The 25,297-nt window shown below is 67.9% G+C and carries 22 protein-coding genes; 12 read left to right on the top strand and 10 right to left on the bottom strand.

Annotation, left to right across the window (positions count from 1 at the left end):
• Positions 1-64: 64 nt before the first annotated feature.
• The 3 genes from AC07NF_RS23410 (at position 65) to AC07NF_RS23400 (ending at position 2,620) form a co-directional block, all read left to right on the top strand.
• Positions 65-1,312, top strand: a complete 1,248-nt coding sequence (locus AC07NF_RS23410; RefSeq protein ID WP_494633091.1) for an aspartate kinase — start codon at positions 65-67, stop codon at positions 1,310-1,312.
• Between the two features lie 90 nt (positions 1,313-1,402).
• The gene (locus tag AC07NF_RS23405) at positions 1,403-1,867 is read left to right on the top strand and encodes a hypothetical protein (protein WP_492813262.1); all 465 of its coding nucleotides are present in this window, start codon (positions 1,403-1,405) and stop codon (positions 1,865-1,867) included.
• Between the two features lie 18 nt (positions 1,868-1,885).
• A complete protein-coding gene (locus AC07NF_RS23400) occupies positions 1,886-2,620 on the top strand; it encodes a helix-turn-helix domain-containing protein (RefSeq protein WP_494633086.1) in 735 nt (244 codons plus the stop codon).
• A gap of 3 nt (positions 2,621-2,623) precedes the next feature.
• On the opposite strand, the gene AC07NF_RS23395 is transcribed toward AC07NF_RS23400, so the two are convergent.
• Positions 2,624-3,001, bottom strand: coding sequence for a SprB repeat-containing protein (locus AC07NF_RS23395; RefSeq protein ID WP_492813258.1), 378 nt, complete (start codon positions 2,999-3,001; stop codon positions 2,624-2,626).
• Between the two features lie 301 nt (positions 3,002-3,302).
• Between AC07NF_RS23395 and AC07NF_RS23390 the strand changes: the two genes are divergently transcribed.
• The 6 genes from AC07NF_RS23390 to ispG all read left to right on the top strand — a co-directional run bounded on the left by AC07NF_RS23390 (position 3,303) and on the right by ispG (position 10,639).
• Positions 3,303-4,148, top strand: a complete 846-nt coding sequence (locus AC07NF_RS23390; protein ID WP_494633083.1) for a hypothetical protein — start codon at positions 3,303-3,305, stop codon at positions 4,146-4,148.
• Between the two features lie 76 nt (positions 4,149-4,224).
• Positions 4,225-5,172, top strand: coding sequence for a DMT family transporter (locus AC07NF_RS23385; RefSeq protein ID WP_494633081.1), 948 nt, complete (start codon positions 4,225-4,227; stop codon positions 5,170-5,172).
• A gap of 133 nt (positions 5,173-5,305) precedes the next feature.
• The gene (locus AC07NF_RS23380; RefSeq protein WP_494633079.1) at positions 5,306-5,677 is read left to right on the top strand and encodes a YMGG-like glycine zipper-containing protein; all 372 of its coding nucleotides are present in this window, start codon (positions 5,306-5,308) and stop codon (positions 5,675-5,677) included.
• A gap of 254 nt (positions 5,678-5,931) precedes the next feature.
• Positions 5,932-8,196 (top strand): phosphoenolpyruvate--protein phosphotransferase, encoded by a 2,265-nt coding sequence (ptsP, locus tag AC07NF_RS23375; RefSeq protein WP_492813251.1) that lies wholly within the window; start codon positions 5,932-5,934, stop codon positions 8,194-8,196.
• 161 nt (positions 8,197-8,357) lie between these two features.
• A complete protein-coding gene (locus AC07NF_RS23370; RefSeq protein WP_494633075.1) occupies positions 8,358-9,437 on the top strand; it encodes a helix-turn-helix domain-containing protein in 1,080 nt (359 codons plus the stop codon).
• 62 nt (positions 9,438-9,499) lie between these two features.
• Complete coding sequence (gene ispG, locus AC07NF_RS23365) at positions 9,500-10,639, top strand: flavodoxin-dependent (E)-4-hydroxy-3-methylbut-2-enyl-diphosphate synthase (protein ID WP_494633071.1); 1,140 nt, start codon at positions 9,500-9,502, stop codon at positions 10,637-10,639.
• Between the two features lie 263 nt (positions 10,640-10,902).
• Here the strand turns inward: ispG and AC07NF_RS23360 are convergent, their stop codons facing one another.
• From AC07NF_RS23360 to AC07NF_RS23340, 5 genes are all read right to left on the bottom strand, one after another.
• Positions 10,903-11,319, bottom strand: a complete 417-nt coding sequence (locus tag AC07NF_RS23360; protein ID WP_494633069.1) for a helix-turn-helix domain-containing protein — start codon at positions 11,317-11,319, stop codon at positions 10,903-10,905.
• A gap of 91 nt (positions 11,320-11,410) precedes the next feature.
• On the bottom strand, positions 11,411-12,163 hold the full coding sequence (locus tag AC07NF_RS23355; RefSeq protein ID WP_494633064.1) for a dioxygenase family protein: 753 nt from the start codon (positions 12,161-12,163) through the stop codon (positions 11,411-11,413).
• A 93-nt stretch (positions 12,164-12,256) separates the two neighbouring features.
• Positions 12,257-13,819 carry a tryptophan halogenase family protein gene (locus tag AC07NF_RS23350; protein ID WP_494633062.1) on the bottom strand — a complete coding sequence of 521 codons (1,563 nt, stop codon included), beginning with the start codon at positions 13,817-13,819 and terminating at the stop codon, positions 12,257-12,259.
• A 32-nt stretch (positions 13,820-13,851) separates the two neighbouring features.
• Entirely contained in the window at positions 13,852-14,346 is a 495-nt protein-coding gene (locus AC07NF_RS23345; protein WP_494633059.1) for a flavin reductase family protein, read from the bottom strand.
• On the bottom strand, positions 14,343-15,644 hold the full coding sequence (locus AC07NF_RS23340; protein ID WP_494633057.1) for a cation:proton antiporter: 1,302 nt from the start codon (positions 15,642-15,644) through the stop codon (positions 14,343-14,345). Before AC07NF_RS23340 ends, AC07NF_RS23345 begins: the two co-directional genes overlap by 4 nt.
• A 355-nt stretch (positions 15,645-15,999) precedes the next feature.
• Between AC07NF_RS23340 and katG the strand changes: the two genes are divergently transcribed.
• Positions 16,000-18,165 carry a catalase/peroxidase HPI gene (katG, locus tag AC07NF_RS23335; RefSeq protein ID WP_494633055.1) on the top strand — a complete coding sequence of 722 codons (2,166 nt, stop codon included), beginning with the start codon at positions 16,000-16,002 and terminating at the stop codon, positions 18,163-18,165.
• Positions 18,166-18,233: 68 nt separating this feature from the next.
• On the opposite strand, the gene AC07NF_RS23330 is transcribed toward katG, so the two are convergent.
• Both AC07NF_RS23330 and AC07NF_RS23325 read right to left on the bottom strand, forming a co-directional pair.
• On the bottom strand, positions 18,234-19,490 hold the full coding sequence (locus tag AC07NF_RS23330) for a TraB/GumN family protein (protein WP_494655334.1): 1,257 nt from the start codon (positions 19,488-19,490) through the stop codon (positions 18,234-18,236).
• A 120-nt stretch (positions 19,491-19,610) separates the two neighbouring features.
• Positions 19,611-20,312 (bottom strand): class I SAM-dependent methyltransferase, encoded by a 702-nt coding sequence (locus tag AC07NF_RS23325; RefSeq protein ID WP_494633049.1) that lies wholly within the window; start codon positions 20,310-20,312, stop codon positions 19,611-19,613.
• Positions 20,313-20,501: 189 nt separating this feature from the next.
• Here AC07NF_RS23325 and AC07NF_RS23320 point away from each other — a divergent pair, with 189 nt between their 5' ends.
• Positions 20,502-20,999 (top strand): DUF4303 domain-containing protein, encoded by a 498-nt coding sequence (locus tag AC07NF_RS23320; RefSeq protein WP_494633046.1) that lies wholly within the window; start codon positions 20,502-20,504, stop codon positions 20,997-20,999.
• A gap of 6 nt (positions 21,000-21,005) precedes the next feature.
• On the opposite strand, the gene AC07NF_RS23315 is transcribed toward AC07NF_RS23320, so the two are convergent.
• Complete coding sequence (locus tag AC07NF_RS23315; RefSeq protein WP_494633044.1) at positions 21,006-21,770, bottom strand: pseudouridine synthase; 765 nt, start codon at positions 21,768-21,770, stop codon at positions 21,006-21,008.
• Positions 21,770-22,840, bottom strand: coding sequence for a peptide chain release factor 1 (prfA, locus tag AC07NF_RS23310; RefSeq protein WP_492813229.1), 1,071 nt, complete (start codon positions 22,838-22,840; stop codon positions 21,770-21,772). The genes AC07NF_RS23315 and prfA overlap by 1 nt, the downstream gene beginning before the upstream one ends.
• A gap of 179 nt (positions 22,841-23,019) precedes the next feature.
• Here prfA and AC07NF_RS23305 point away from each other — a divergent pair, with 179 nt between their 5' ends.
• A complete protein-coding gene (locus AC07NF_RS23305) occupies positions 23,020-25,227 on the top strand; it encodes a putative bifunctional diguanylate cyclase/phosphodiesterase (RefSeq protein WP_494633040.1) in 2,208 nt (735 codons plus the stop codon).
• Positions 25,228-25,297 lie beyond the last annotated feature (70 nt).

Here is a 25,297-nt window from a genome sequence, read left to right as displayed (position 1 = left end):
CGCGAGCGGGGGCGTTGCGCCGCGTTCCGCGCAAGAATTGACCGGTTTTCGAGGTGACAGGCACGTGTCTCGGTTGGTGATGAAGTTCGGCGGCACTTCGGTGGCCGACCTGGAGCGCATCCGTCGGGTGGCGCGCCTGGTCGCGGCCGAGGTGGCGACGGGCAAGCAGGTGGCGGTGGTCGTCTCGGCCATGTCGGGCAAGACCAATGAACTGGTCGCCTGGACGGACGGCGCGGGCCGCGCCGCGCAAGGGCTTCCGGAGTCGGACGACGAGTACGACGCCGTCGTCGCGTCGGGCGAGCAGGTGACCGCGGGTCTCCTCGCCATGACCCTGCGCAACATGGGCCACAAGGCTCGCTCGTTCCTGGGTTGGCAGGTGCCGATCATCACGAGCGAAGCCCACGGCAGCGCCCGCATCGAGGACATTCCGTCCGAGAACCTGGATGAATGCTTCGCGAACGGCGAGATCGCCGTCATCGCCGGCTTCCAGGGCGTGACGACCAAGCAGCGCATCACCACCCTGGGCCGTGGCGGCTCGGACACCTCGGCCGTGGCGATCGCCGCCGCCGTGAAGGGCGCTTGCGACATCTATACGGACGTGGACGGGGTCTACACCACCGACCCGCGGATCGAGAGCAAGGCCAAGCGCCTGGCCAAGATCAGCTACGAAGAGATGCTTGAAATGGCCTCGCTGGGGGCCAAGGTGCTGCAGACCCGTTCGGTCGAGATGGCTATGGCCCATCGCGTCCCGGTGCGGGTGCTGTCGAGTTTCGTCGAACCGGGCGAAGCCCCGGGCCAAGGTACGATCGTCTGCGACGAGGAAGAAATCATGGAAAAGCGCATCGTCTCGGGCGTCGCCTACAGCCGCGACGAAGCCAAGATCACCCTGCTGGGCCTGCCCGATCACCCGGGCGTGTCCTCGCAGATCTTCGGCCGCCTCGCCGACGCCAATGTGAACGTCGACATGATCGTGCAGTCGCGCGCCCGCAGCGCCGACACCGCCAACATGGAGTTCACGGTCGGCAAGCGTGACGCCGCCCGCGCCGTCGAGATCGTCCAGGCCGCCCGCGCCGAGATCGGCTTCGAGGACGTCGCGGTGAACGAGGACGTCGCCAAGGTGTCGGTCATCGGCGTCGGCATGCGCAGCCACGCCGGCGTGGCCCAGTCGATGTTCGCGGCCCTGGCCGAGAAGAACATCAACATCCAGGTCATCTCGACCTCGGAGATCAAGATCTCGGTCCTGATCGACGCGGCCTACACCGAGCTGGCCGTGCGCGCCCTGCACGCGGTGTATGGGCTGGACCAGCTGTAGGATTGCTGAGGCGGAGCGCGATCGCGCTTCGCCGTTGCCGAAACGTCGTGTTCTGACGTTAAGAAGGCGCTGCAGCCTCCGAGAATCCCCATGTCCGACGTCTTCAAGTTCGACCCCGACGCCAAGACCGTCACCTTCCACGGCGACGCGGGCCTGGACCTGCTCTACGACCTCTTGCTGCGCGCCAAGTTCGGCGACGGCTATGAGAAGCCGCTGCTGATCAGCCCGTGGCTGGCGGCCCTGCTGAACAAGCTGGACCAGGCCCTGCCGGACGACGGCCAATGGTTCCCGGAAAAGCCCGGCCAGCCGATCTTCGACACCGACGACCTGCTGGCCATGGGCGACGCGGTCATCGAGGAAGGCCACACCGTCGGCTGGTGGACCATGACCGAGGCCGAAAAGCGCGCCTATCTGCGCAATGTCGTCGCCGCCCCGCACCCGCTGACCGACCTCGAGGTCGAGTTCATCGAGACCGACATCGACGCGGCCCTGCAGCAGGCCCGCAAGCTGGTCGAGGACGCCAGCGAAGCCCTGGCCCTGCCGGGGCACGGCTGATCCCGCTATAGTGAGGGCATGGGTCACGACCTGACCGCCCCCGCCGAACTGTCGTTCCGCCGCTACGGCGAGGACGCGCCGCCGCACGCCCACGCCTTCGACCAGATCGTGCTGCCGCGCCGGGGCGTGCTGGAGATGGAGATCGACGGCAAGGGCGGGCGCGTGGATCCTGGCCGCGCGGCGGTGGTGCCGCCCGGAACCCGCCACGCCTTCGCCGCCTGTGGTGAGAACCTGTTCGTGGTGGCCGATATCGGCGGGGCGCTGATGAAGCCGTTCGAGGCCCTGCGCGAGCGGCCCTTCGCTCCGGTGACCGGCGCGGTGCGGGGCCTGCTGGAATATCTGGCCGGCGAGGCGCCCGGCGCGATCGACACCGGCGTAGCCAGCCTGTGGACGCCGCTCTTGCTACGCGGCCTGTCGGCGGCGCCGATCAATGTCGATCCGCGCCTGGCTCGCGCCGCCGCGATGATCGAGGCCCGCTTCGACCAGGCCCTGACTGTCCGCGACCTGGCCGCCGAGGCCGGCATGAGCCAGAGCCGCTTCTTCGCGCGGTTCGCCGACGCCTATGGGACCACGCCGCATGGAGCGCTGTCGGAGGCGCGCCTGCGGGCGGCCCAGCGGCTGCTGTCGGACACCAGCCTGTCGATCGCCGAGATCGCCGTGCGTACGGGGCACGGCGATCAGAGCGGTCTCACCAAGCGCATGAAGGCCAGCCTGGGCGTGACCCCCGGCGCCTGGCGAAAGGGACGCGGCTAGGTCTCAGTCCGACGCGTAGGCGGCGCGGATGAGGCCGGTGCTGGTGGTCTCGTTGGCGCTGTCGGTCACCTGGCACACCCAGCCCGACAGGCGCGGCGGACCGTTGAAGTTCCCCAGCCAGCGGAACTGGGTCACCGGGCTGGTGTCGTCCGTGGCCCAGATGTCGCTCGAACCCGAGGTGCGCACCCATTGATAGGTGTAGGGGCCGATGCCGCCGCTGACGCTGACGGTGACGGGATCGGACCAGTTGTCGTCGTCCATGCCGACGATCGACGGCGAGGCGCTGGCCGATAGCGTGCGGGCTTGGGCGGCGGTGGCGACCATCAGGGCGCCCACGCCAAGGCCGGCGGCGGAGAACATCACTTCACGACGAGATTTCATCGAACCCTCCTGCTTGTACCTAGGGTTGGATTGCGTCATTACTCTACTTAAGAGTCAACCCTTGAGAGCACTCGCCAAACCCGCGGGAGCTTTCGCCAAGCCCGCTGGAATGGGACCTGCTAACCCAGGCCCATGAGCACCTCTCGCAATCTCCTTCTCGGCCTGCTGTGCGGCCTGGTCGCCGGCTGGAAGGCGGTGATGGGCGTTACGCCGGGGGCGTGGCGGAAAGGGTAGTAGCGCTGCGGTTGATCTCCCCTGTCCGGCATGGTCCCTTGACCCCGGATTCGCTTGGGGAGGCGTTATGCGGTTTTCGAAGATGTTCTGGGTGGCCGGCGCCGCGGCCCTGATGCTGGCCGGCTGCGGGGAGTCGTCGTCCGGAACCGAAGAGGCGTCGAAGGCGGCGGCCAACGCCGCTGATTTGCAGCTCAAGTCCGACGGCACGGTGACGGCCGCGAACATGATCGCCTATGGCAAGGCCAAGCTCACGTTCACGCCGAAGGACGAGTTCAGCAAGGGCTTCGACGACTCCGCCTTGGAGGGACGTCGTTTCCAGGTTCGTCTGCCCGTCAGTGACGTGGGGGGTGTCCGTTACGAATATGATGCGGAAAAGGAAGTCCTGAACATCCGCGTCTATCCCGACACAACGGTTCAGTATCGCGATGCGGGCGGTCCCGGGCCCGACTACAGCTACTTTGCGCTGAGCACGGACTATACGACCGGTCAGCCGAGGAAGATGTCCAACGCGTTCGGCGCGGAGCGAGAAGTGACGTCCTCCTACTGGACCGAGTTCGGTGTGGGAAGCATTGGCGACGACCACATGGGAACCCTGCCGAAGGCGAAGTACGGCGTGTATGACGCGGCCAGCAAGCTCATTCCCATGAAGCCCGATGACGCGCGCGCCGCAACCGCCAACCTGTATGCCTTGATCGAAGGAACCGTCAGCAAGTCGTCGACGGGCTCCATCGTCGATTGCGGGGAAAGCAAAACCACTCCGACCTTGGACAATCCCTCCGAGCAGCATTGGAAGGGGTGTGTCGTGTCGGCCAAGATCGAGCGCATTCAGGTGATCTCACCCAAGGCCGGCGTGCTCCTCACCTTGCCCAAGAAGGATGATCACGGGCCAGGTCGCTACGAAGCGACCAACTAGCGCGCCGGGAGGAGACGCCAAACCTCCGAGAGCTTTCGCCAAGCCGCCCCTGGCGCGCGGTGCTAAGCCCAGCCGCATGAGCACCTCCCGCAATCTCCTCCTCGGCCTGCTGTGCGGCCTGGTCGCCGGCGCGTTCTGGGGCGGGGTGTTCCTGGCGCCCAAGCTGCTCCACGCCTTCACGCCGCTGCAGATGACGGCGGGGCGCTATATCGCCTACGGCCTGGCGTCGGCGGTGCTGCTAGTTCCGAGCTGGCGGACGGTGATGGCCAAGATGGACGGCCGTGACTGGCGCGACCTGGTGCTGCTGAGCCTGCTGGGCAACCTGATCTATTATGTCGGCCTGTCGGTGTCGGTGCAGAGCTCTGGCGTGGCCCTGGCCTCGCTGGTCATTGGCCTGTTGCCGGTCACGGTGACCCTTGTGGGCGCCAAGCCGGGGGAGGGGGTTGCGCTCCGTCACCTGGCCGCGCCGCTGGCTTTGATCGTCGCCGGTGGGGTGTGCATCAACGTCTCGGTGTTCACGGACGGGCAGGGCGCCTCGATAGGCAAGCAGGTCGTCGGCCTGCTGGGCGCGACCTTGGCCCTGGCCATGTGGACCGCCTACGCCGTCTGGAACGCCCGCCGCCTGGCCGCGACGCCGAAATTCACCAGCCACGAGTGGTCGCTGCTGACGGGCCTGGCCACGGGGCTGTTGTCGCTGCTGCTGGTGGTCCCTGCCTTCATGATGGGCGGCGCATCGCATGCGGCGGCCGACTGGCGCTGGTTCTGGATGGTCAGTTTCGCGGTGGCGATCGGGGCTTCGGTGATCGGCAACGGCCTGTGGAATTCGGCCAGCCGCCTGCTGCCGCTCAGCCTGTCGGGCCAGCTGATCGTGTTCGAGACCCTGTTCGCGCTGCTGTACGGCTTCCTGCATGAGGGCCGCTGGCCGCGCGGGCTGGAGACGGCGGCGATCGTGCTGATGCTGGTCGGCGTGCTGTGGTCGGTGCGGCTGCATCGGCCGGCCAAAGCGGCCCTGGCGGCGGCCTAAAACTTTTTCGCAACATGACGCGAACCTGAACGGCGTGGTTCAAATCAGGTTCAGGCAGACCCCCTTACAACAGACATCAACAGCGCCGCCCAGAATTGGTTTGGGGGCGACGCATCTGGAAAAGGAGTTTGTCATGAAGACCTTCACCAAGACTGCGATCGCCGTCGCCATCACCGGCGCCCTGGTTGCTCCCGCCTCGTCGGCCTTCGCCGCCAGCAAGACCGAGCGCGCCATTCTGGGCGCGGTGATCGGTGGCGTGGCCGGCGCGGCCATCGGCGACGGCAAGACCGAAGCGGTCGCCATCGGCGCGGTCGCCGGCGCGGCCCTGGGCGCGACGACGGCCAAGAAGAAGAACTACGGCTACGGCTATCGCACGGCCCCGCGCTACGACAACCGCGGCTACTACAACAACCGCTACGATCAGCGTGGCTACCAGAACAGCCGCTACGCCTATGACCGTTACGGCAACCGCTACGACGCCCGCGACTACGGCTATCGCCGCTAGTCCCCCCGTTCGCTTCGAGTATCGCCGCTAGAGTTCCGATCCCTCCCCTAGCGTGCAGACTGCGCCGTCCGGCAAAACCGGGCGGCGCTTTTTCGTGCCCCTACACCTAATCGACGTTCGGTTGACCTAGGCCGCTTTCGCGCGGGCGAAATCTGCTATAGCCCCCATCTAGAGGACGGACGGTCTTTAACCCCTGGCGGCTCAAGCTAGGCTAGATCGTACCTCCAGGCACTTAGGGAGCGCACGCGAACGAGATGGCTGCATCCGGCATCGCCGTTCGAGGACCACGCAGCCTGCTGCGGCAGATTCGCGAGGCCATGGCCGGCGGCGGTCCCGCCCAGGCCAAGCTGGACATGGTGGTGCGCACCATCGCCATCTCGATGGTGGCCGAAGTCTGCTCGATCTATCTGCGCCGCGCCTCCAACGATCTGGAACTGTTCGCCACCGAGGGTCTGGCCCGCGAGGCCGTCCACGTCACGCGGCTGGGACCGGGCGAGGGCCTGGTCGGCGAGACCATGCGTCTGGGCCGGCCGCTGAACCTGTCGGACGCCGCCAGCCACCCGCAGTTCTCGTATCGTCCGGAAACCGGCGAAGATCCCTACCACGCCTTCCTGGCCGTGCCGCTGCTGCGCGGTGGCCGGGCGATCGGCGTGCTGGTCGTCCAGAACCGCACCGAGCGGGTCTATGACGAGGAGGAGGTCGAGGACCTCCAGATCATCGCCATGGTGCTGGCCGAGATGGTCAGCTCCAGCGAACTGCTGGGCGCCGACGAGCTCAAGGACGTCGAGCTGGCGCCGCACAAGCCCGAGCGCCTGAAGGGCTCGCGTTTCGCCGAAGGTCTGGCCTATGGCGTGGCGGTGCTGCACGAGCAGCCGGTGGTCCCCGAGACCCTGCTGTCGGACGACGCCCTGGCCGAGGAGGCGCGGCTCTCCTACGCCATCGAGGCGCTGCAGACCCAGATCGACCAGATGCTGGAAGGCCAGCACGGCCTGGTCGGCGCCTCGTACGAGGTTCTCGAGACCTATCGCCTGTTCGCTCACGACCGGGGCTGGAACCGGAGCCTGAACGAAGCCGTGCGTTCGGGCCTGACCGCCGAGGCCGCCGTCGAGCGTGTCCGCTCCGAGCACCGCGCGCGCCTCGGCCAAGCCCGCGATCCTTACCTGCGCGAGCGGCTGCACGACCTGGAAGACCTGAACGACCGGCTGCTGCGCCACCTGTCGGGCGACGTCCACGCCGTGCGCGTACTGCCCGACGACGCCATCCTGATCGCCCGGAACCTGGGGCCGGCCGACCTGCTGGAATATGACCGCACCAAGCTGAAGGGCATCCTGCTCGAGGAAGGTTCGGCCGCCAGCCACGCCGGCATCGTGGCCCGCGCCCTGGACATCCCCTGCGTCGGCCGCCTGGCCGGCCTGCGCGACCGGGTCAGCGAAGGCGACCCCGTGGTCGTCGACGGCGAGACGCAGGAAGCCTGGCTGCGGCCGCGTCCGGACGTGGTCAAGGCGCTGAAGACCCGGATGGAGGTCCGCGCCCAGCGCAAGGCCGAGTTCGCCCGCCTGCGCGACACCCCGCCGATCACCAAGGACGGGGCGAAGATCACGCTGCTGATGAACGCCGGCCTGGCCGTCGACCTGGACATCCTGGCCGAGACCGGGGCGGAGGGCATCGGCCTGTTCCGCACCGAGTTCCAGTTCATGGTCGCCGAGGAGCTGCCGCGCCTGGAGGCCCAGACGGCGCTCTACGAGAAGGTGCTGGACGCCGCCGACGGCATGCCGGTGACCTTCCGCACGCTGGACCTCGGCGGCGACAAGCTGCTGCCGTACATGGAGCTGGAGCGCGAGGACAATCCGGCCCTGGGTTGGCGCGCCGTGCGCATGGGCCTGGACCGTCCGGCCCTGCTGCGCATGCAGATCCGCGCCCTGATCAAGGCCGCCAACGGCCGGCCGCTGAAGGTGATGTTCCCGCTGGTGGCCAATGTCGACGAGTTCCGCGCCGCCCGCGCCTTCGTCGACCAGGAAGTGGCCTGGGCCCTGAAGCGTGGCCGCGCCGCGCCGGCCCGCCTGGACGTCGGGGCGATGATCGAGGCCCCGTCGCTGCTGTGGCATCTCGACGCACTGCTGCCGATGACCGACTTCGTTTCGGTCGGCACCAACGACCTGATGCAGTACATGTTCGCCGCCGACCGGGGCAATCCGAAGGTCTCGGACCGCTACGACCCGCTGTCGCCGGCCGCCCTGCGCGCGCTGAAGACCATCCAGCAGGCTTGCGCCGACACCGGCACGCCGGTGTCCGTGTGCGGTGAAATGGCCGGCCGTCCGCTGGAGGCCTTCGCGCTGGTCGCCCTTGGATTTGAAGGGCTTAGCATGCCGCCGGCCGGCATCGGCCCGGTCAAGCAGATGGTCCTGTCGTGCGATCGCGAGGCCGCGCGGCGCAATGTCGAGGCCCTGCTGAAGGGCACCAGCGGATCCTTGCGCGGCGAAATCGAAACCTTGGCCCGGAAGCTTTACGTCGCCGTTTAGAAGAAAAGCTTGGCTGTTAACCAAGCGTCACCGTTTAGTCCATTGAATCCGGCTACTTAGTTTGTTATCCCAAACACTTGTTAAGACCTCCGTGCGATACGGGGTGGGGGAGTGCGTCGCGCTTCGCGCGCGGCGCGATTTTGGGGGCGTATAGTCAAGTCATGCCGCTGGATACGGGCAACGTGAGACGTCTGCACCTTGTCGCCGACGCCGATGCGGATGATACGCCGGTCGCCGTCCATCATCCGTCGATCGATGAGGGCGCCGACGTGGGCATGGCCCTGAAGGCGGCGCGCGAGTTCCGCGGCCTCAACACCCAGGACGTCGCCGACGCCACCCGTATCCGCCAGAGCTATATCGAGGCGCTGGAAGACCTGCGCTTCGACGACCTGCCCTCGCGCCCGTTCACCATCGGCTATGTCCGCGCCTATGCCGGCCTGTTGGGCCTGGACGCCGAGGCCGCCGTGGCCCGCTTCAAGAACGATGCGCCCGACAACGACGCCGCCGAGCTGCGCGCCCCCGTCGGCGTGCGCCGCGAGCGTGACCCGCGCCTGGCCCTGATCTTCGCCGGCGGCCTGCTGGTGGTCGGCGCCATCCTGCTGTGGAATGTCGCCCAGCGCGCCATCACCAAGGAAGAGCCGCCGGCCCAGGTGGCCCCGGCCGCCGCCTCGACCCAGGTCCAGGCCCACGCCGGCAACAACCAGGTCGCCCTGGGCGCGCCGCTGCCGGCCCCGGTCGAAAGCACCACGCCCGAGCCCTACAAGACCCCCGGCCTGGACGACGCCGCCGCCAACGGCGGTTCGGTCGACGCCGCCAAGATCGCCGCCAAGGCCCGCGCCGAGGCCGACGCCAAGGCCGGTGTCGTGGATCCGGCCAACCAGTTCGTGGTCGGCTCGCAGTTCAAGCCCAAGGGCCAGATGCTGGGCGCCTCGCCGGCCGAAGCCTCGGGCGTCCTGATCCAGGCCCGCAAGGCCGGCGCCCTGACCGTGCGCCGCGCCGACGGCACGATCCACATGACCCGCTGGCTCTCGACCGGCGACGCCTATCGCGCCCCGAACACGCCGGGTTTGATCCTGGACGTGGTCGAGCCGAACCTGTTCGACGTCTATTTCAACGGGCGTCTGACGGGGCGGCTGACCTCGAACCAGACGGCGGTGGCGAAGCTGGTCCCGGCGGCGCCTGCCCCGGTGGCGACGGCTCCCGTCGCGCCGAAGCCGGCTGCGCCGGTTCGGCCGCAGTAGTTTTCTCGCAAGGGCGAAGGGCGGGTCTTCTATCCGCCCTCAACACCCTCTAAATTACCCCCATGGCCGCAGACCACACGCACGTCCGTCCCTGGCGCATGATCACGCGCCGGCAATCGCGCAAGATCCGCGTCGGCAATGTCGAGGTGGGCGGCGACGCGCCGATCACCGTCCAGTCGATGACCAACACCCTGACCAGCGACGCCAAGGCGACGCTGGAGCAGATCCGTCAGCTGGAAGAGGCCGGCGCCGACATCGTCCGGGTCAGCTGCCCCGACGTCGACAGCACGGCCGCGTTCAAGACCATCGCCCGCGAGGCCAAGGTCCCGCTCGTGGCCGACATCCACTTTCACTACAAGCGCGGCATCGAGGCAGCCCAGGCCGGTGCGGCCTGCCTGCGGATCAATCCGGGCAATATCGGTTCGCCCGACCGCGTGCGTGACGTCATCCAGGCCGCCCGCGACCACGGCTGCTCGATGCGGATCGGCGTGAACGCCGGCTCGCTGGAGCGCGAACTGCTGGAGAAGTACGGCGAGCCGTGCCCCGACGCGATGGTCGAGAGCGCCCTCAACCACGCCCGCATCCTGCAGGACCACGACTTCCACGAGTTCAAGATCTCGGTGAAGGCGTCCGACCCGTTCATGACGGTGGCGGCCTATTACCAGCTGGCCGAGGCCATCGACTGCCCGCTGCACCTGGGCGTGACCGAGGCCGGGGCGCTGCGCACCGGCACGGTGAAGTCCTCGATCGGCATCGGCTCGATGCTGTGGGCCGGCATCGGCGACACCATCCGCGTGTCGCTGGCCGCCGATCCCGTCGAGGAGATCAAGGTCGGCTTCGATATCCTCAAGTCGCTGGGCCTGCGCCACCGGGGCGTCAACATCATCGCCTGCCCGTCGTGCGCGCGGCAGGGCTATGACGTCATCAAGACCGTGGAAGCGCTCGAGGCGCGGTTGGCCCATATCTCGCAGCCGATGTCGCTGTCGATCATCGGCTGCGTCGTCAACGGCCCGGGCGAGGCCCTGATGACGGACATCGGCTTCACCGGCGGCGGCGCCGGCGCCGGCATGGTCTACATGGCCGGCAAGCCCGACCACAAACAGTCCAACGACGGCATGGTCGACCACATCGTCGAGCTGGTCGAGAAGAAGGCCGCTGAGCTGAAGGCGGCCGATGCCGCCAAGGCGTTGGCGGCGGAGTAACACCCCCCACCGATCATCCCCGCGAAAGCGGGGATCCAAGCTGAGTTTCAAACCTACCCTGTCTTCCTAGGCCTTGTGCCGAGGACCCAGCGTTCAGCCGCCGCTGTGTCGCAGCGCTTTCTCGAAGCGTTCCGCGCCCGGTCGAACCATGGGTCCTAGGCACAAGGCCTAGGAAGGCGAATTCTTTGGGGGGCGGTTGTTTGGTGGCTTATGCCGCTTGGGTCCCCGCTTTCGCGGGGATGATCGGATAGTGTGTCGGACCGCTAAGTCTCCGCCATCACCCGCACCAGATCCACCAGCTGTCGCCGCACGCGGCTCGGGCCGATGCGCGGGAACAGTTCGGCCAGCTGCATCCCCTCCGATGTGTGCAGGAAGGTCTGCACCGTGCGGTCGGCCTCGCAGCCTTCGCCGTCGGTCTCGACCGGATCGGGCAGGCCGTCGAAGAAGAAGCCTATGTCGGTCTTCAGCACCGCAGCGATCTGGTAGAGCTTGGACGCGCTAATCCGGTTCTCGCCGCGCTCGTATTTCTGCACCTGCTGGAAGGTGATGCCCAGGCTGTCGGCCAGCTGGTCCTGGGTGACGCCCAGCACCTTGCGGCGCATCCGCACCTGCGTGCCGACGTGCAGGTCGATCGTGCTGGCGCGGCGGCCTTCGGTATCCTTGGCGGTGTCGTAAGGCATGTCAGTCTCTCCGTACCCGTCGGAAAGAACGCCAATGCTGCGGTGCAACTAGGGCGGCTCTGTAACGGCAATGTATCAAGCTGTGCGGGAGTCAGGTCTTAGGTAACAGCGCCGCTACACGCGCCTCGCCGGTGAGGCTCTCACGGCGGCCAAAATCGCCCGGCGGCGGGCCTCCCGGAGGCGGTCCCATGAACCCCTCCGCGCGCGGCCGGGCGTTGCGGTCGACCACGACGTCGAAATCGACCCGGTAGCGATCCTCGCCCTCGGCCACAGCCGCGAAGGTCGCCTCGCCGCCCTGCCGGGCGATGCCGTCGGTGCTGTTGAGCGTGTCACGCGTGCGGCCGCGCCGATAGTCGGCGGCCTGAAGATAAAGGAACTCGTTCAGGGCGTCGGGCAGGAAGACCTGCGAGGTCAGCAGCGCCTGCTGGCCCAGCCAGACCTTGTAGTGGATGTGGGTCGTGCGGCCTTCGTACCAGCCCGGATAGACCGTCCGGAATGTCGCCGCCCCGCCGTCATCGACCGGCTGCACGCCACGCAGGAACCGCTGCGCCTGTAGGGCGTCCACGCCGGAATAACGGCCTTGCGCATCGCAGTGCCAGACATCGACCCGCGCCCCCGGCAGCGGCGCGCCCAGTTCGTCGAAGACGTGGAAGCGCAGCTCGACCGCCACGCCGGGCAGGCCCTCGGCGATGTCGGCCCGCAACGGCGCGCCGGCCAGGTAGTAGGGACCCTCGGTGACGGCCGGCGTCAGCTTGGGACCAGGCCGCAGGCTCGGTTGCGCCGAAGCGCCCGTCCCCGCCGCCAGGCCTAGGGCCAGCAGTCCGCGTCGATGAAGGTCGGCCATGGTCATCCCCGTCGTTGTCGTCCGACAGGGATGCCGCTGGCTCGTGGCGCCGCGAGGGCCGGGTTCGTTTCCGACCTGTCGCGATCTGAAAGCTTAGGCCGTCGCCGCGACCTTGGGCCGGCGGTGCTCCGGCGGGGGAGGCGGCGGCGGGGCCGGGCAGTGGTGGGCCAGGAACTCGCCATGGCCGGGCAGGGTCGCCACCTGGGCCTTCACGATCGGAGCCGAGCGGTCCAGGGTCTGGCGGATCACCTCATAGGGCGTGGTGTCGACCAGCTGCTGGTAGCGCTTGGGCCGGATGCCCATGCCCTCCATCACCGACTGCCACGACGGGGCGCGGAACATGTCGTCGACGCCGTCGCGCAGGGTGCCGGTCTCGCGGAACAGCTCGATGCGCTCCTTCAGGCTCTGGGGCGGCTGGACCTGCTGATACTCGCGCCAGAACGGCGTGTCGTCGCGCTGGGTGGTCTGGTAGTGCAGCACGATGAAGTCGCGGATCTCTTCGTAGTCCGCGGCCATGCGGCGATTGTATTCCGCCTGCAAGGCCGGGGCGAAGGTCCGGTCAGGGAAGAACCGCAGCAGATAGTCCATGCCGCGATAGATCAGGTGCAGGGCCGTCGACTCTAGCGGCTCGATGAAGCCGCCGGCCAGGCCGATGGCCACGCAGTTCTTGTTCCAAAGTTTGGTCCGCATGCCGGTCTTGAACGGCACCAGCCAGGTGTCGGTGATCGGCTCGCCTTCCACCTGGCTCAGCAGCACATGCCGGGCCTCGTCGTCGCTGATGTATTTGGAGCAGAAGACATAGCCGTTGCCGGCCCGGTGCTGCAGCGGGATGCGCCAGCGCCAGCCGAAGTCCTGGGCCGCGGCCAGGGTGTAGGGATGCGGCTCGCGGATGTTGTCGGTCTGGACGGTGATGGCGCGGTCGTTCAGCAGCACGTCGGACCAGTCCAGGAACGGGGTGTCCATCGCCTTGCCGTTCAGGATCGAGCGGAAGCCCGAGCAGTCGATGAACAGCTCGCCTGAGGCCTCGTAGCCGTTTTGCAGGATCACCTTCTCGATCGTGCCGTCATTGCGGGTGACGACCTGGTCGACAATGCCCTCGACGCGCTTGACGCCGCGCGCCTCGGAGAACTTGCGCAGGTACTTGGCCACCAGGTTGGCGTCGATGTGCAGGGCGTAGCGCGAGGCGGCCAGCATGGTGTCCTGCAGGGCACCCGGCAGCATGAACTTCCACTGGTCGGCCATCACCGTGGCCGGGGCGAAGTCCTGCAGCTGCGACGAGTGGCCGTTGGCCTTGGCCCGCAGCCAGCACTGGTAGAACTCGTGCGAGCCGATCGGGCCGCCGATCTGACCGAACGGGTGGTAATAGACCTCGTCCTTCTTGCGCCAGTTCTCGAAGCGGATGGCCAGCTTGAAGGCGGCCTGCGTCTCCTGGATGAACTCGCGCTCGTCCAGGCCCAGGCTGGAGATCAGTTGCAGGAAGGGCGGGATGGTCGACTCGCCCACGCCGACCGTGCCGATCTGCTCGCTCTCGATCAGCTCGATGTCGCAGTCCCCGTCCCGGAAGAAGTGGCTGAGCATGGCCGCGCAGATCCAGCCGGCCGAGCCGCCGCCGACGATGACGATCTTCTGGATGGCGTTCGGGTTCTTGTCGCTCATCGGTTACTCCCCTGCGGACTTTCTTGTTTTGATTAGTCGACCGCGATCAGCGCGCGGTTCCAGGCGATCAGCGGCGCGGCCGGGTCCAGGCGATGGTCGCTGGCCGTGACGATGAAGATCGAGTGGGTCTGGGCCTCGACGATCTCGTCGATCGTGCAGGCGGCCTGGGCCAAGCCCTGGCGGTAGGTGGGCGGTGCGTCGGCTCTGAGCTCCCAGCGGCTGGGGCAGAAGCGCTCATGGGCCTGGACCGGGCCGCCGAACCGCACCGCCTCGTCCTTGTCGGCCGCGCCCAGCAGGGCGATCGACAGGGCAGGGCGGCGCAGGAAGATGTCGTGGCAGCCGGCTTCCTTGCGCACGCAGAACAGGAAGCGGGGCGGGTCCACCGACAGCCCGGTGATCGAGCTGACCAAGAGGCCCCGAGGCGCGTCGCCATCCCAGCACGAGACGATGGCGACGCCGCTGGCGAGGTGGGCCAGCACGTCCCGGAAGTCGGTCGCGAGGGGCGGCAGCGCCGGGGCGGGGATCATGCCTTGGCGCCGGCGGGGACGAGCTCGTCGTCCTCGTCTTCGTTCAGCGCGCCCAGCTCGCCGCGCGCGCGGGCCTGCTTGCCATAGACCTGCTCGAACAGCGGCGAGGTCATCAGCGTCGTGACCAGGGCCATGACCACCAGCATCGAGAACAGCGCCGGGCCGATGATGCCCTTCTGCAGGCCGATATTGATGATGATCAGTTCCATCAGGCCGCGGGCGTTCATCAGGGCGCCGATGCCGAGAGCCGTGGCATTGTCCTGGCCGGTCAGGCGCGCGGCGGCCCAGCAGGCCCCGCCCTTGGCCAGGATCGAGCCGGCCAGGATGACCAGGGCGACGGCGGCCAGCGACCAGCTGTTGAGCAGGTTCATCTGGGTGTTGAGGCCCGAGAAGGTGAAGAACATCGGCACCAGCAGGGCCACGGTCAGCGGCTCGAGAGACTTCTTCAGTTCGCGGGTCAGCACGCCACGCGGCATGGCCGCGCCCAGCAGGAAGCCGCCGAACACCGAGTGCAGGCCGGCCGCGTCCATGGCCCAGGCGCTGAGCATGAACAGCATGACGACCACGCCCAGCAGGGGCGGCGTGATCTTGCCCTCGCGCTCGGCCCAGCGGCCCAGCGGCGCCAGCAGCTTGGGGCCGACGGTCAGCATGAAGAGCGCGAACAGGCCGCCGCCGATCACGGCCTTCAGGGCCACGGCCGGACCGCCGCCGAAGCTAGCCAGCACGATGGCCAGCACCGTCCAGGCGCCGGCGTCGTCGATGGCCCCCGATGACAGGGCCAGCGAGCCCAGCGGGGTCTTGGTCAGGCCGCGCTCCTGGATGATGCGGGCCAGCACCGGGAAGGCGGTGATCGAGATGGCCGCGCCCATGAACAGCATGGCCTGGACGTGGCTCACGCCGTGACCGAACAGGTTCAGGCCCATCAGCCACGGCGTCAGGGCGATGGCGACCAGGAACGGCGCGATCATGCCCGACAGCGAGACGGTCACCGCGCTCCTGGCGTTGGCCTTGAAGTGGTCGGCGCGGAAGCCGACGCCCACCAGGAACATGTAGAGGCCAACGCCCAGCTGGGCGCCGACGAACAGGACCGACTTGGTCTCCTTGGGGAACAGGTGATGTTGGAGATCCGGCGCCAGCAGGCCCAGCAGCGACGGGCCCAGGATGATGCCGGCGATCATCTCGCCGATGACCTGCGGCTGGTCGAAGAAGCGCTTCATGACCCAGCCGGACGCGCGGCACGCGGCAACGATCACGAACATCTGCAGGAAAAAGGCTACGCTCAATTCAGCCGGCGTCATGGCGTCCCCCTGGTTTCCGCGCCGCCTTTTTGGCGGTCGCGTTCCGTCCCTTGGAGCGACGCTAACAACGCAAAAAATGGGCTGGCAAGCCGATTTTGTCCAACGTTGTCATTTTTGATTTTGAAGGTACGTACCTACAATTATTTCAGCCGGCTGTAGGCAGGTGTCTACGTTCGCGTGGCGCGCGATGCGGGGCTGTACGGATAGTTCCATTGTCCGCGCTCTGATCGCCAATGGCTCAGTCTATCCTGACGATAGGAACAATCAATTTTACCTATCGCCGGTTGGGGCGTCCTGATGGCTTCCGTGTCGGGGACGGCGCCGGGTTGAACCAAGCCAAAGCGGAGGAAACGACGTGGACAAGAAAGTCGAAGACAGCGTTCAGGGCCAGTGCCCGATGGGACGCGGCCGTGGCGGCCATGGCAACCGCGACTGGTGGCCCCAGAACCTGCGGCTGGAGGGGCTGAACCAGCACTCGCCGCGCTCCAACCCGATGGGCGAGGCATTCGACTACGCCGAGGCCTTCAAGAGCCTGGACCTGGACGCGGTGATCGCCGACCTGCACGCCCTGCAGACCGACAGCCAGGAGTGGTGGCCCGCCGACTTCGGTCACTATGGCGGCCTGTTCATCCGCCTGGCCTGGCACAGCGCCGGCACCTACCGCACCTCGGACGGCCGTGGCGGCGCCGGTGGCGGTCAACAACGTTTCGCGCCGCTGAACAGCTGGCCGGACAACGCCAACCTGGACAAGGCCCGCCGCCTGCTGTGGCCGATCAAGCAGAAGTACGGCGCCAAGCTGTCGTGGGCCGACCTCTATGTGTTGGTCGGCAACGTCGCGCTGGAGTCGATGGGCTTCAAGACGTTCGGTTTCGCCGGCGGCCGCGTCGACCAGTGGGAGCCCGAGGAACTGTACTGGGGTCCCGAGGGCTCGTGGCTGGGCGATGAGCGCTACAGCGGCGAGCGCCAGCTGCATCCGGCCCTGGGCGCGGTGCAGATGGGCCTGATCTACGTCAATCCGGAAGGCCCGAACGCCAATCCCGACCCGCTGGCCTCGGCGCATGACATCCGCGCCACCTTCGCCCGCATGGCCATGAACGACGAGGAAACCGTCGCCCTGATCGCCGGCGGCCACACCTTTGGCAAGACCCACGGCGCGGGCGATCCCTCGTTCGTCGGCCCCGAGCCGGAAGGCGGCGAGATCGAAGCCGCCGGCCTGGGCTGGGCCAGCAAGCACGGCACCGGCCTGGGCGCCGACGCCATCACCTCGGGCCTGGAAGTCACCTGGACCCAGACGCCGACGCGGTGGAGCAACCACTTCTTCGACAACCTCTTCAAGTTCGAATACGAGCTGACCAAGAGCCCCGGCGGCGCCCAGCAGTGGGAAGCCAAGGACGCGCCGGAGGACATTCCGCACGCCTTCGACGCCTCCAAGAAGCAGCGCCCGCGCATGCTGACCTCGGACCTGGCCCTGCGCTTCGACCCCGAATACGAGAAGATCTCGCGCCGGTTCTACGAGAACCCCGACCAGTTCGCCGACGCCTTCGCCCGCGCCTGGTTCAAGCTGACCCACCGCGACATGGGCGACAAGCGTCGTTACCTGGGCAAGCTGGTCCCGGCCGAGACGCTGATCTGGCAGGACCCGGTGCCGGCCGTCGACCACCCGCTGGTCGACGCCAATGACGTCAAGGCGCTGAAGGACCAGATCCTGGCCTCGGGCCTGTCGGTTTCCGAGCTGGTCTCGGCGGCCTGGGCCTCGGCCTCGACTTGGCGCAAGTCCGACAAGCGCGGCGGCGCCAATGGCGCCCGCGTCCGCCTGGCGCCGCAGAAGGACTGGGCCGTCAATGACCCGCCGGTGCTGGCCAAGGTGCTGTCGACGCTGGAAGGCATCCAGAAGGACTTCGGCAAGAAGGTCTCGCTGGCCGACCTGATCGTGCTGGGCGGCTCGGCCGCGGTCGAGAAGGCGGCTAAGGACGCCGGCACGCCGATTGAGGTGCCGTTCGCGCCGGGCCGCACCGACGCCTCGGCCGAGCAAACCGACGCGGAGTCGTTCGAGCCGCTGGAGCCGATCTCGGACGGCTTCCGCAACTACCGCAAGGACGGGACCCAGTTCATGGCGCCCGAAGAGGCGCTGGTCGACCGGGCTCAGCTGCTCGGTCTGTCGGCCCCGGAACTGACCGTGCTGGTCGGCGGCCTGCGGGTGCTGGGCGCCAATACCGGCGGCTCCAAGACCGGGGTGTTCACCGATCGCCCGGGCGTGCTGACGACAGACTTCTTCGTCAACCTGCTGGACATGGGCGCCGTCTGGAGCCCGACGGCGGTCAACGCCTTCGCCGGCCATGATCGCAAGAGCAGCGAGCCCCGCTGGACCGCCAGCCGCGTCGACCTGATCTTCGGCTCCCACGCCGAACTGCGGGCCTTCGCCGAGGTCTACGGCTCGTCCGACGCGCAAGGCAAGTTCGTGAAGGACTTCGTGGCCGCCTGGACCAAGGTCATGAACGCCGACCGTATCGACCTGAACTAGCCCTCGGCCCTGGCCGAAGGAAAGCTGAGGGCGGCTGCCGTGAGGCGGCCGCCCTTTTCAGTGCGAGATCAACGCGCCGCGGTTTTCTCGACGCCGAGCACGCTGGACGCGGTGAGTGTCGGAGCCAGAATGGCGATGTCGTAGCCCAGCGCCAGGTCACGCCATTCCGGCGGCGCCGACGCCAACACGCTCTTGGTCCGGAGCGTCCGCAGATCCACCAGCATCCACGATCCCGGCGCGGCCTCAGCCGCTTTCGCGAGCGCGGCGTCTTTGCGCCAGTCCGGGTCCTTGTCGTCCTTCATGTCGAAGGCGCGCACGACGGAGGGCCGCCCGACGCCGCCATAACCCCCCTCCGAGCCCTTGGCCCCGAGCACCATGATGTGCAACGCCGAGACGCCTTCGCCTTCGGCGCGCTCGGCCACATAGGCGCCGAGGTCGCGCTGATTGAGCGGATTAATCGACTTGTAGACATGGTAGGCGCCGAACTTCATCAGGACTCTCGCGTCGGGATTTTCGGCGAGATGGGCGGCGAAGGTGCGCTTCATCAGCCGCGCGCGGCGTCCGTTGGCGTCGCCCTGGCCCGACTTCGACGCCTGATAGATGGCGCGGCTTTCCGTCAGCAGGCCAAACAGATGGCGGACGCGCGCGCCGCCATCCCGCGCGACCGCGGCGGCGGCTTTATCAAGATCATCCTGCGGGACCGAGAGCAAGAAGAGGTCGAAAGGCGAGCTCGATGCGAGCGCGGCGGCGGTCGCCTTCTTGTCCTGCGCGGCCAGACCGGTCAGGGCGGCCCGGGCGAGGGGCCCTGGCTTCGAGGCTAGCATTGCCTCAAGCAGATGGCCGCTGGATCCCAGGAACTCCTGGTCCAGGCCCCAGAGCTTGAACTTCGGTCCGGCGGCGGCGGCGCAATCGCCGGCCATCCGGACTTCATCGCGTCCGTTGAAGAAGGCGATGCTGTCCGGATGCGCGCGTACGAAATCGTCGATCCGAGCTTCGGGGTCTTTCGATCGCATGACGGAATCGACGACGCGCGCCGCTTCGGGGCCGGTCTCGATGGCCATGGCGGTCAGGCCGGAGGGCGCCATCAGGCGGCAGATCTGGGTGGTGAGGGCCGGGATCTCGCGGCTGTGGTGACTCTCGCCGATCAGGACGTAGCGGCTGTCGGCTATGGCCTTGGACAGGACGAGCGCGCCCGCGCCCGACAGACCCTCCGGCTTGACGTCCAGAGGGGTGATCGCCTGGGCGAGGCGTGAAGGGAAGGGCGAGGGCGTCGCCTCCTGGGCGACCGTGCTGGTCGCAAACGCGCTGAGCGCGGCGAGAAGCACACCTGACAGACCCCAATAAACTCTCGGCACGCGTCTCTCCCCAACCGACTCAACTGTTCGTGGTCTATCGGGGCTCGGTTGGGACGGCCAATTAAAACGTGGCCATGCCAAGACCGCCCATCAAGCCTTCGCCGCGTGCCAGCCGCGGATCATGAAGGCCTGGAAGAAGGGGATCGGCGTCCGGAAGCCGGCGGTCTGCCACAGAGCTTCCGTTTCCGCCGGGGGCAGCACCCCCAACACGTCCCGCATCATGCCGCCCAGCTTGGCCAGCGACTCTGGCGTCGCGCCCATCAGGGTTTGGACCTGTTTCCAGTCCTCCAGCATCCGCGGGAATTCCGGCGCGTCCAGGTCGCCGCTGATCTCGGCGCTGACGAAGCGGCCGTCGGGTTTCAGGCGATCATGGATGGCGGTGTAGAAGGCGGCTCGGTCCTCGCGTTTGATGAAGTGCGCGACCAGAAGGCTGACCACGGCGTCGAAGCCGTCGCTGGGAGCATCCTGGACGTAGCCCTGAAGCAGCTCGCAACGCTCCAGCACCCCGGCCTGTTCGAGCCGGTGTCGCCCGACGGCCAGCATCTCCTCGGACGGATCGACGCCGACGAACGACCAGCCCGGATAGGCCTTGGCCAAGGACAGGATCTCGGCGCCGGTTCCCACGCCGACGCACAGCACCCGCGCCTCGGCGGGCAAGTCCGCCAGGACCAGGCGCATCAGGAAATGCAGATTGTCGGAGATGGGGGCGAGGGCGCTGTTCCGCCGATCATAGGCGTCGGCCATCTCTTGGTTGAAGAAGTTGGTCGGGGCGGGGGGCTGGGATTGGCTCATTGTTATAATGTAACGCCAAATCTGGCGCGCGCCAGCCGTCTCAATAGCGCGTCGACGGCGACGCCGTCCGCTCACCCCCCATAGCGGATGCCGCCAAGGTCCGCTTGCTGGGCGGGGTCTGGGTGCTAGCTTGGTCAGGATCGAAAGGGAGCCGGCGTGGACTGGAGCGTCAGAGCAGAGAAGCTTCGCGTGGCGACGATCGCGGCGTTCGACGGGTTGGCGTCCTTGCGCGACGAGCAGCGCCTCTACGCGATCTGTCTGCAGACGGCGGATGACGGCATGAGCGTCGGGTTCTGCGCCAATACCGAGGAGGGTTATGCCGCGAAACACGCCGCAGAGGCCGAAGTCGAGGACATGACGTCGGATTACGCGGCCTATCTGCGCTGGGCTCCGGCCGAGTGGCGGTACGAGAGTTCCGGCAATGGCCATTTCGCGGACATCAATCGCGAGTTCACCGCGGCGAGCGGCGACTCTGGCGCGGACTTCAGCGCCTACTTCGACCGCCTGATCGACGCGATGATCGATGCGCTGGCCCATCTGCGGGCCGAGCGGGCGCAGGCGCTTGAAGGCGTGACGTTGTTCGTGACGATCTCCGATAGCGACGAGGCGCAAGCGGTCGAGCGGCGGTCCGCGGAACGGCTTAACGCGCCGACGCTGGCGGCTGAATTCAACCTGCCCTGGGCCTAGGCAAGTCTACCCCGCGATCAACGCCGCGCGCTCCGCCGCCGTCAGCGGACGCCAACGGCCCTCGGGCATATCGTCCATGTCCAGCGGCCCGATCCTCACCCGGAACAGGTCCACGACCTTCAGCTCGACCAACTCGCACATGCGGCGGATCTGGCGGTTGCGGCCTTCGCGCAGGACGATGCGCAGGCGCTGGTCGGAGATGACCTCGACCTCGGCCGGGCGGAGCTCTCTCCCGTCCAGCTCCAGGCCGAAACGCAGGAGCTCGATCTTCTCTTCGGTCAGGTCGCCCATGACCGCGACCCGGTATTCTTTCTCGAGGTCCGACTGCGGGCCGATCACGGCCTTGGCCACGACGCCGTCGCTCGACAGCAGGAGCAGCCCGCGCGAGTCCTTGTCCAGGCGGCCCACCGGCGGCAGCAGGTCGCCCGATTGCGGGATCGGGGCAGGGGCGTTGCCCCACTGGTTCTGACGGGTCAGCAGGCGGGCGGCGGGCACCTGGCCGGGGTCGGGCTGGGCCGAGACGATGCCGACCGGCTTGTGGATCATGTAGGTGACGGCGGCGTCCAGCTTGGCGGTGGCGCGGTCGGCCAGCACCAGGGTCTGGCCGGGCAGGATCTTGCGACCCACGTCCTCGACCACTTCGCCGTCGATCGAGACCAGGCCGTCGCTGATCAACTGCTCGGCCTCGCGGCGCGAGCACACGCCGCTCTGGGCCAGCCACTTGTTGACCCGCTGGGGCTCGCCCTCGTCATAGGTCCGGGTGAAGGCCACTAGCTGAAGCTCTCTTCCAGGCTGGCCAGGCGCTCGGCCTGGTCCTCGGCGATCAGCGGGTTGATCACGTCGTCCAGGCTGTCGCCCTCGATGATCCGGGCCAGGTTGTAGAGGGTCAGGTTGATCCGGTGGTCGGTCACCCGGCCCTGCGGGAAGTTGTAGGTGCGGATGCGTTCCGAGCGATCGCCGCTGCCGACCTGGCTCTTGCGGGCTTCGGAGCGGGCGCTGTCGAGAGCTTCGCGCTGCATGTCGTAGAGGCGCGCCTTCAGGTTCTTCATGGCCCGGGCGCGGTTCTGGTGCTGCGACTTTTCCGAGGAGGTCACGACCACGCCGGTGGGCAAGTGGGTGATGCGCACGGCCGAGTCGGTCTTGTTGACGTGCTGACCGCCCGCGCCCGACGAGCGGTAGGTGTCGATCCGCAGGTCGCTTTCCTTGATCTCGATCTCGACGTCTTCGGCTTCCGGCAGCACCGCGACCGTGGCGGCCGAGGTGTGGATGCGGCCTTGGGCCTCGGTGGCCGGCACGCGCTGCACGCGGTGCACGCCGCTTTCGAATTTCAGGCGTCCGAACACGCCGTCGCCGGTGATCGAGGCGACGATTTCCTTGAAGCCGCCCATTTCGCCTTCCGAGATGCTGTCGATCTCGACGCGCCAGCCCTGCAGGGTGGCGTAGCGCTGGTACATGCGGAAGAGGTCGCCGGCGAAGAGAGCCGCTTCGTCGCCGCCGGTGCCGGCGCGGACTTCCAGGATGGCCGAGGCGTTCTCGTCCTTGTCCTTGGGGGCCAGCATCAAAGCGAGGTCGTGCTCGAGGATCGGCAGCTTCTCGTCCAGGGCCTGGATCTCGTCCTTGACCATGTCGGCCATCTCGGGATCGGCGGCCATGACGTCCAGCTCGGCGCGCTCGGCGCTGAGCTTGGCCAGGCGCTCGACGGCCTCGGCGACCGGGCGCAGCTCGGCGTGCTCCTTGGAGAGCTTGACGATCTCGGTTCCGTCGGTGGCCGCGCCCATGCGCGCCTCCACTTCGCGGAAACGGTCGAGAACCTGGTCGAGACGGGCCTGGGGCAGTCGCAAGGGGGATGTCGCAATGTCTGAAGGATCGGGTCGGCTTCTCTAGTGCTTTTAGCGGCCGAAGGGAATGGATGGGGGAGCAAACCCGTTTCGGAGAGCAATGCTCGCGCTGTTAGCCGAGACTTAGCCATTCAGGGCGAGTGTGTCGGCTTCCCGTCGCCGGCCTGGGCCTTCCCACGACCATGAAGCGTATCGAGACCCGCCTTTCGGCCCCCCTGGCGGGCATGGCCTTGCTGACGGTCGGCGTCCTGGTCGCCGTGCTGTTCATGATCGCCGCCCGCGTGGACCGCGACGCCCTGCTGCACGAACAGGCCCTGGTCGAGCGCGGCATTCAGTCCAAGATGGTCGACATCGAACGCACCATCTGGCCCGAGGTCGGCTGGGACGACGCGGTCAAGGCGCTGGACAACCAGTACGATCCCAAGTGGGCGCACGAGAATATCGGCGCCTATCTGATGACCCAGGCGGGCTTCGACTACATCTTCGTGGTCGATCCCCAGGGCCAGGCGATCTTCAACGAGCGCCTGGGCCAGCCGATCACCGACGCCTGGTACGAACGGCATGCGCCGGGCTTCGCGCCGGTGATGGACCGCCTGCGCCAGCGCGAGGCGATGACCCCGCGCCCGACCGGGCCGCGTCCCGACGGCGACATGGTCTCCCAGCCCGTCCAGGTCAGCGCCATCGAGCGCATTGACGGCGAGGCCTACCTCGTCACCGCCAGCCTGGTGCAGCCCGACTTCGGCAAGGCCCTGATCCGGCACGACCGCGCGCCGGTGGTGCTGACGGCGCTGAAGCTGGACGCGGCCTTCCTGGAGGGCTTCGCCAACCGGTTCCTGCTGGCCGGCATCCACCTGCATCCGGGCGACTCCACCGCCGACAGGGACGACGCCCATGTGCCCCTGAAGAACCTGAGCGGCCAAGTGGTCGCCACCCTGGACTGGGAGCCGCCGCATCCGGGCCAGCGCCTGCTGCGCAAGGCGGTGCTGCCGATCCTGATCGTGGTCGGCGGCCTGGCCGTGGCCGTACTGGTCTTCGCCCGTCGCAGCCGCAAGATCGCCGAGGGCCTGGTCGCCAGCGAGGCGCGGGCCAAGCACATGGCCCTGCACGACGCCCTCACGGGGCTCCCCAACCGCGTGCTGTTCGAGGAGCGCCTGCGCCAGGCGATCGACGGCCTGTCGCGCCGTCGCGGGGCGGCCGCCGTGCTGGCCATCGACCTGGACCGCTTCAAGGCCGTCAACGACACTCACGGCCACGCGGCCGGGGACGAGCTGATCCAGGCCATGGCCAAGCGCCTGTCCACCCTGTGCCGGGTCGGCGAGACCGTGGCCCGCCTGGGCGGCGACGAGTTCGGCGTGGTGGCCGTCGACCTGGAGCCCAAGGGCGCCGCCGCCCTGGCCGAGCGCCTGGTGGCGGCCCTGGCCGCGCCGGTCGAGCTGTCGTGCGGCACGGTCTTCGTCGGCGGCTCGATCGGGGTCGCCCTGATCGACCAGGCCGAGGCCCATGCCGGCGCCGTCGAGGCCGCCCGCCGCGCCGACGTCGCCATGTACCGCGCCAAGGAAGAGGGCCGTGGCCGCTACTGCTTCTTCGAGGCCGAGATGGACGCGGCGCTGAAGGCCCGGCGCGGGCTGGAGGCCGATCTGCGCCAGGCCATGGAGGATGGCGGCGTGTGGCTGGCCTACCAGCCGCAGGTCGACGCGGTGGGCCAGGTGGTCGGGGTCGAGGCCCTGGCCCGCTGGACCCATCCGACCAAGGGCGCCATCTCGCCCGCCGCCTTCGTGCCCCTGGCCGAGGACTGCGGCCTGATCGACGCGCTGGGGCATCTCGTCATGCGCCGCGCCTTCACCGACAGCCGCCGCTGGAAAGACCTGAAAGTCGCCGTCAACGTCTCGGCCCTGCAGATGAAGCAGGCCGACTTCCCCGACCAAGTCGCCCTGCTGCTGCACGAGACCGGCGCCGTGGCCGACAAGATCGAGCTGGAGATCACCGAGGGCGCGCTGCTGGGCGACGACGAGACCACCCACCGGGCCATCGAGCGCCTGCGCGAGATGGGCTTCTCGCTGGCCCTGGACGACTTCGGCACCGGCTACAGCTCGCTCAGCTATCTGCGGCGCTACCCGATCGACAAGATCAAGATCGACCGCAGCTTCATCACCCCGCTGGGCGAGGACAAGGAAGCCGGCGCGGTGGTCCACGCCATCGTCCGCCTGGCCAAGGCTTTGCGCCTGTCGGTGATCGCCGAGGGCGTCGAGACCGACGCGCAGCGCCAGCAGCTCAAGGAGATCGGCTGCGCCCAGGCGCAAGGCTTCCTGTTCAGCGCCGCGGTGCCGGCGGATCAGATCGACGCGCTGGTTGAGGGCGGCGGGCGGGTGCGTCTGACGGCAGATGCGTAACTGCTGACAGGAATTGTCATCAGTCTTTATTGAAAACGCTCATAAGCGTGTCTAACTCGTTGTGCAGCTT

Source organism: Caulobacter sp. GW821-FHT10A06, assembly GCF_059415805.1.
The sequence above is the reverse complement of the archived record's forward strand: the minus strand, read 5'-3'. Positions and strand labels throughout refer to the sequence as shown.

What these genes read in the sequence shown, in the direction of transcription:
- AC07NF_RS23400 (WP_494633086.1), top strand. Translation starts at nt 1,886, where the DNA reads ATGGGTCACGACCTGACCGCCCCCGCCGAACTGTCGTTCCGCCGCTAC.
- AC07NF_RS23385 (WP_494633081.1), top strand. Translation starts at nt 4,225, where the DNA reads ATGAGCACCTCCCGCAATCTCCTCCTCGGCCTGCTGTGCGGCCTGGTC.
- AC07NF_RS23395 (WP_492813258.1), bottom strand. Translation starts at nt 3,001, where the DNA reads ATGAAATCTCGTCGTGAAGTGATGTTCTCCGCCGCCGGCCTTGGCGTG.
- AC07NF_RS23340 (WP_494633057.1), bottom strand. Translation starts at nt 15,644, where the DNA reads ATGACGCCGGCTGAATTGAGCGTAGCCTTTTTCCTGCAGATGTTCGTG.
- AC07NF_RS23355 (WP_494633064.1), bottom strand. Translation starts at nt 12,163, where the DNA reads ATGGCCGACCTTCATCGACGCGGACTGCTGGCCCTAGGCCTGGCGGCG.
- ptsP (WP_492813251.1), top strand. Translation starts at nt 5,932, where the DNA reads ATGGCTGCATCCGGCATCGCCGTTCGAGGACCACGCAGCCTGCTGCGG.
- AC07NF_RS23370 (WP_494633075.1), top strand. Translation starts at nt 8,358, where the DNA reads ATGCCGCTGGATACGGGCAACGTGAGACGTCTGCACCTTGTCGCCGAC.
- AC07NF_RS23350 (WP_494633062.1), bottom strand. Translation starts at nt 13,819, where the DNA reads ATGAGCGACAAGAACCCGAACGCCATCCAGAAGATCGTCATCGTCGGC.
- AC07NF_RS23390 (WP_494633083.1), top strand. Translation starts at nt 3,303, where the DNA reads ATGCGGTTTTCGAAGATGTTCTGGGTGGCCGGCGCCGCGGCCCTGATG.
- ispG (WP_494633071.1), top strand. Translation starts at nt 9,500, where the DNA reads ATGGCCGCAGACCACACGCACGTCCGTCCCTGGCGCATGATCACGCGC.
- AC07NF_RS23380 (WP_494633079.1), top strand. Translation starts at nt 5,306, where the DNA reads ATGAAGACCTTCACCAAGACTGCGATCGCCGTCGCCATCACCGGCGCC.
- AC07NF_RS23405 (WP_492813262.1), top strand. Translation starts at nt 1,403, where the DNA reads ATGTCCGACGTCTTCAAGTTCGACCCCGACGCCAAGACCGTCACCTTC.
- AC07NF_RS23360 (WP_494633069.1), bottom strand. Translation starts at nt 11,319, where the DNA reads ATGCCTTACGACACCGCCAAGGATACCGAAGGCCGCCGCGCCAGCACG.
- AC07NF_RS23305 (WP_494633040.1), top strand. Translation starts at nt 23,020, where the DNA reads ATGAAGCGTATCGAGACCCGCCTTTCGGCCCCCCTGGCGGGCATGGCC.
- AC07NF_RS23325 (WP_494633049.1), bottom strand. Translation starts at nt 20,312, where the DNA reads ATGAGCCAATCCCAGCCCCCCGCCCCGACCAACTTCTTCAACCAAGAG.
- AC07NF_RS23345 (WP_494633059.1), bottom strand. Translation starts at nt 14,346, where the DNA reads ATGATCCCCGCCCCGGCGCTGCCGCCCCTCGCGACCGACTTCCGGGAC.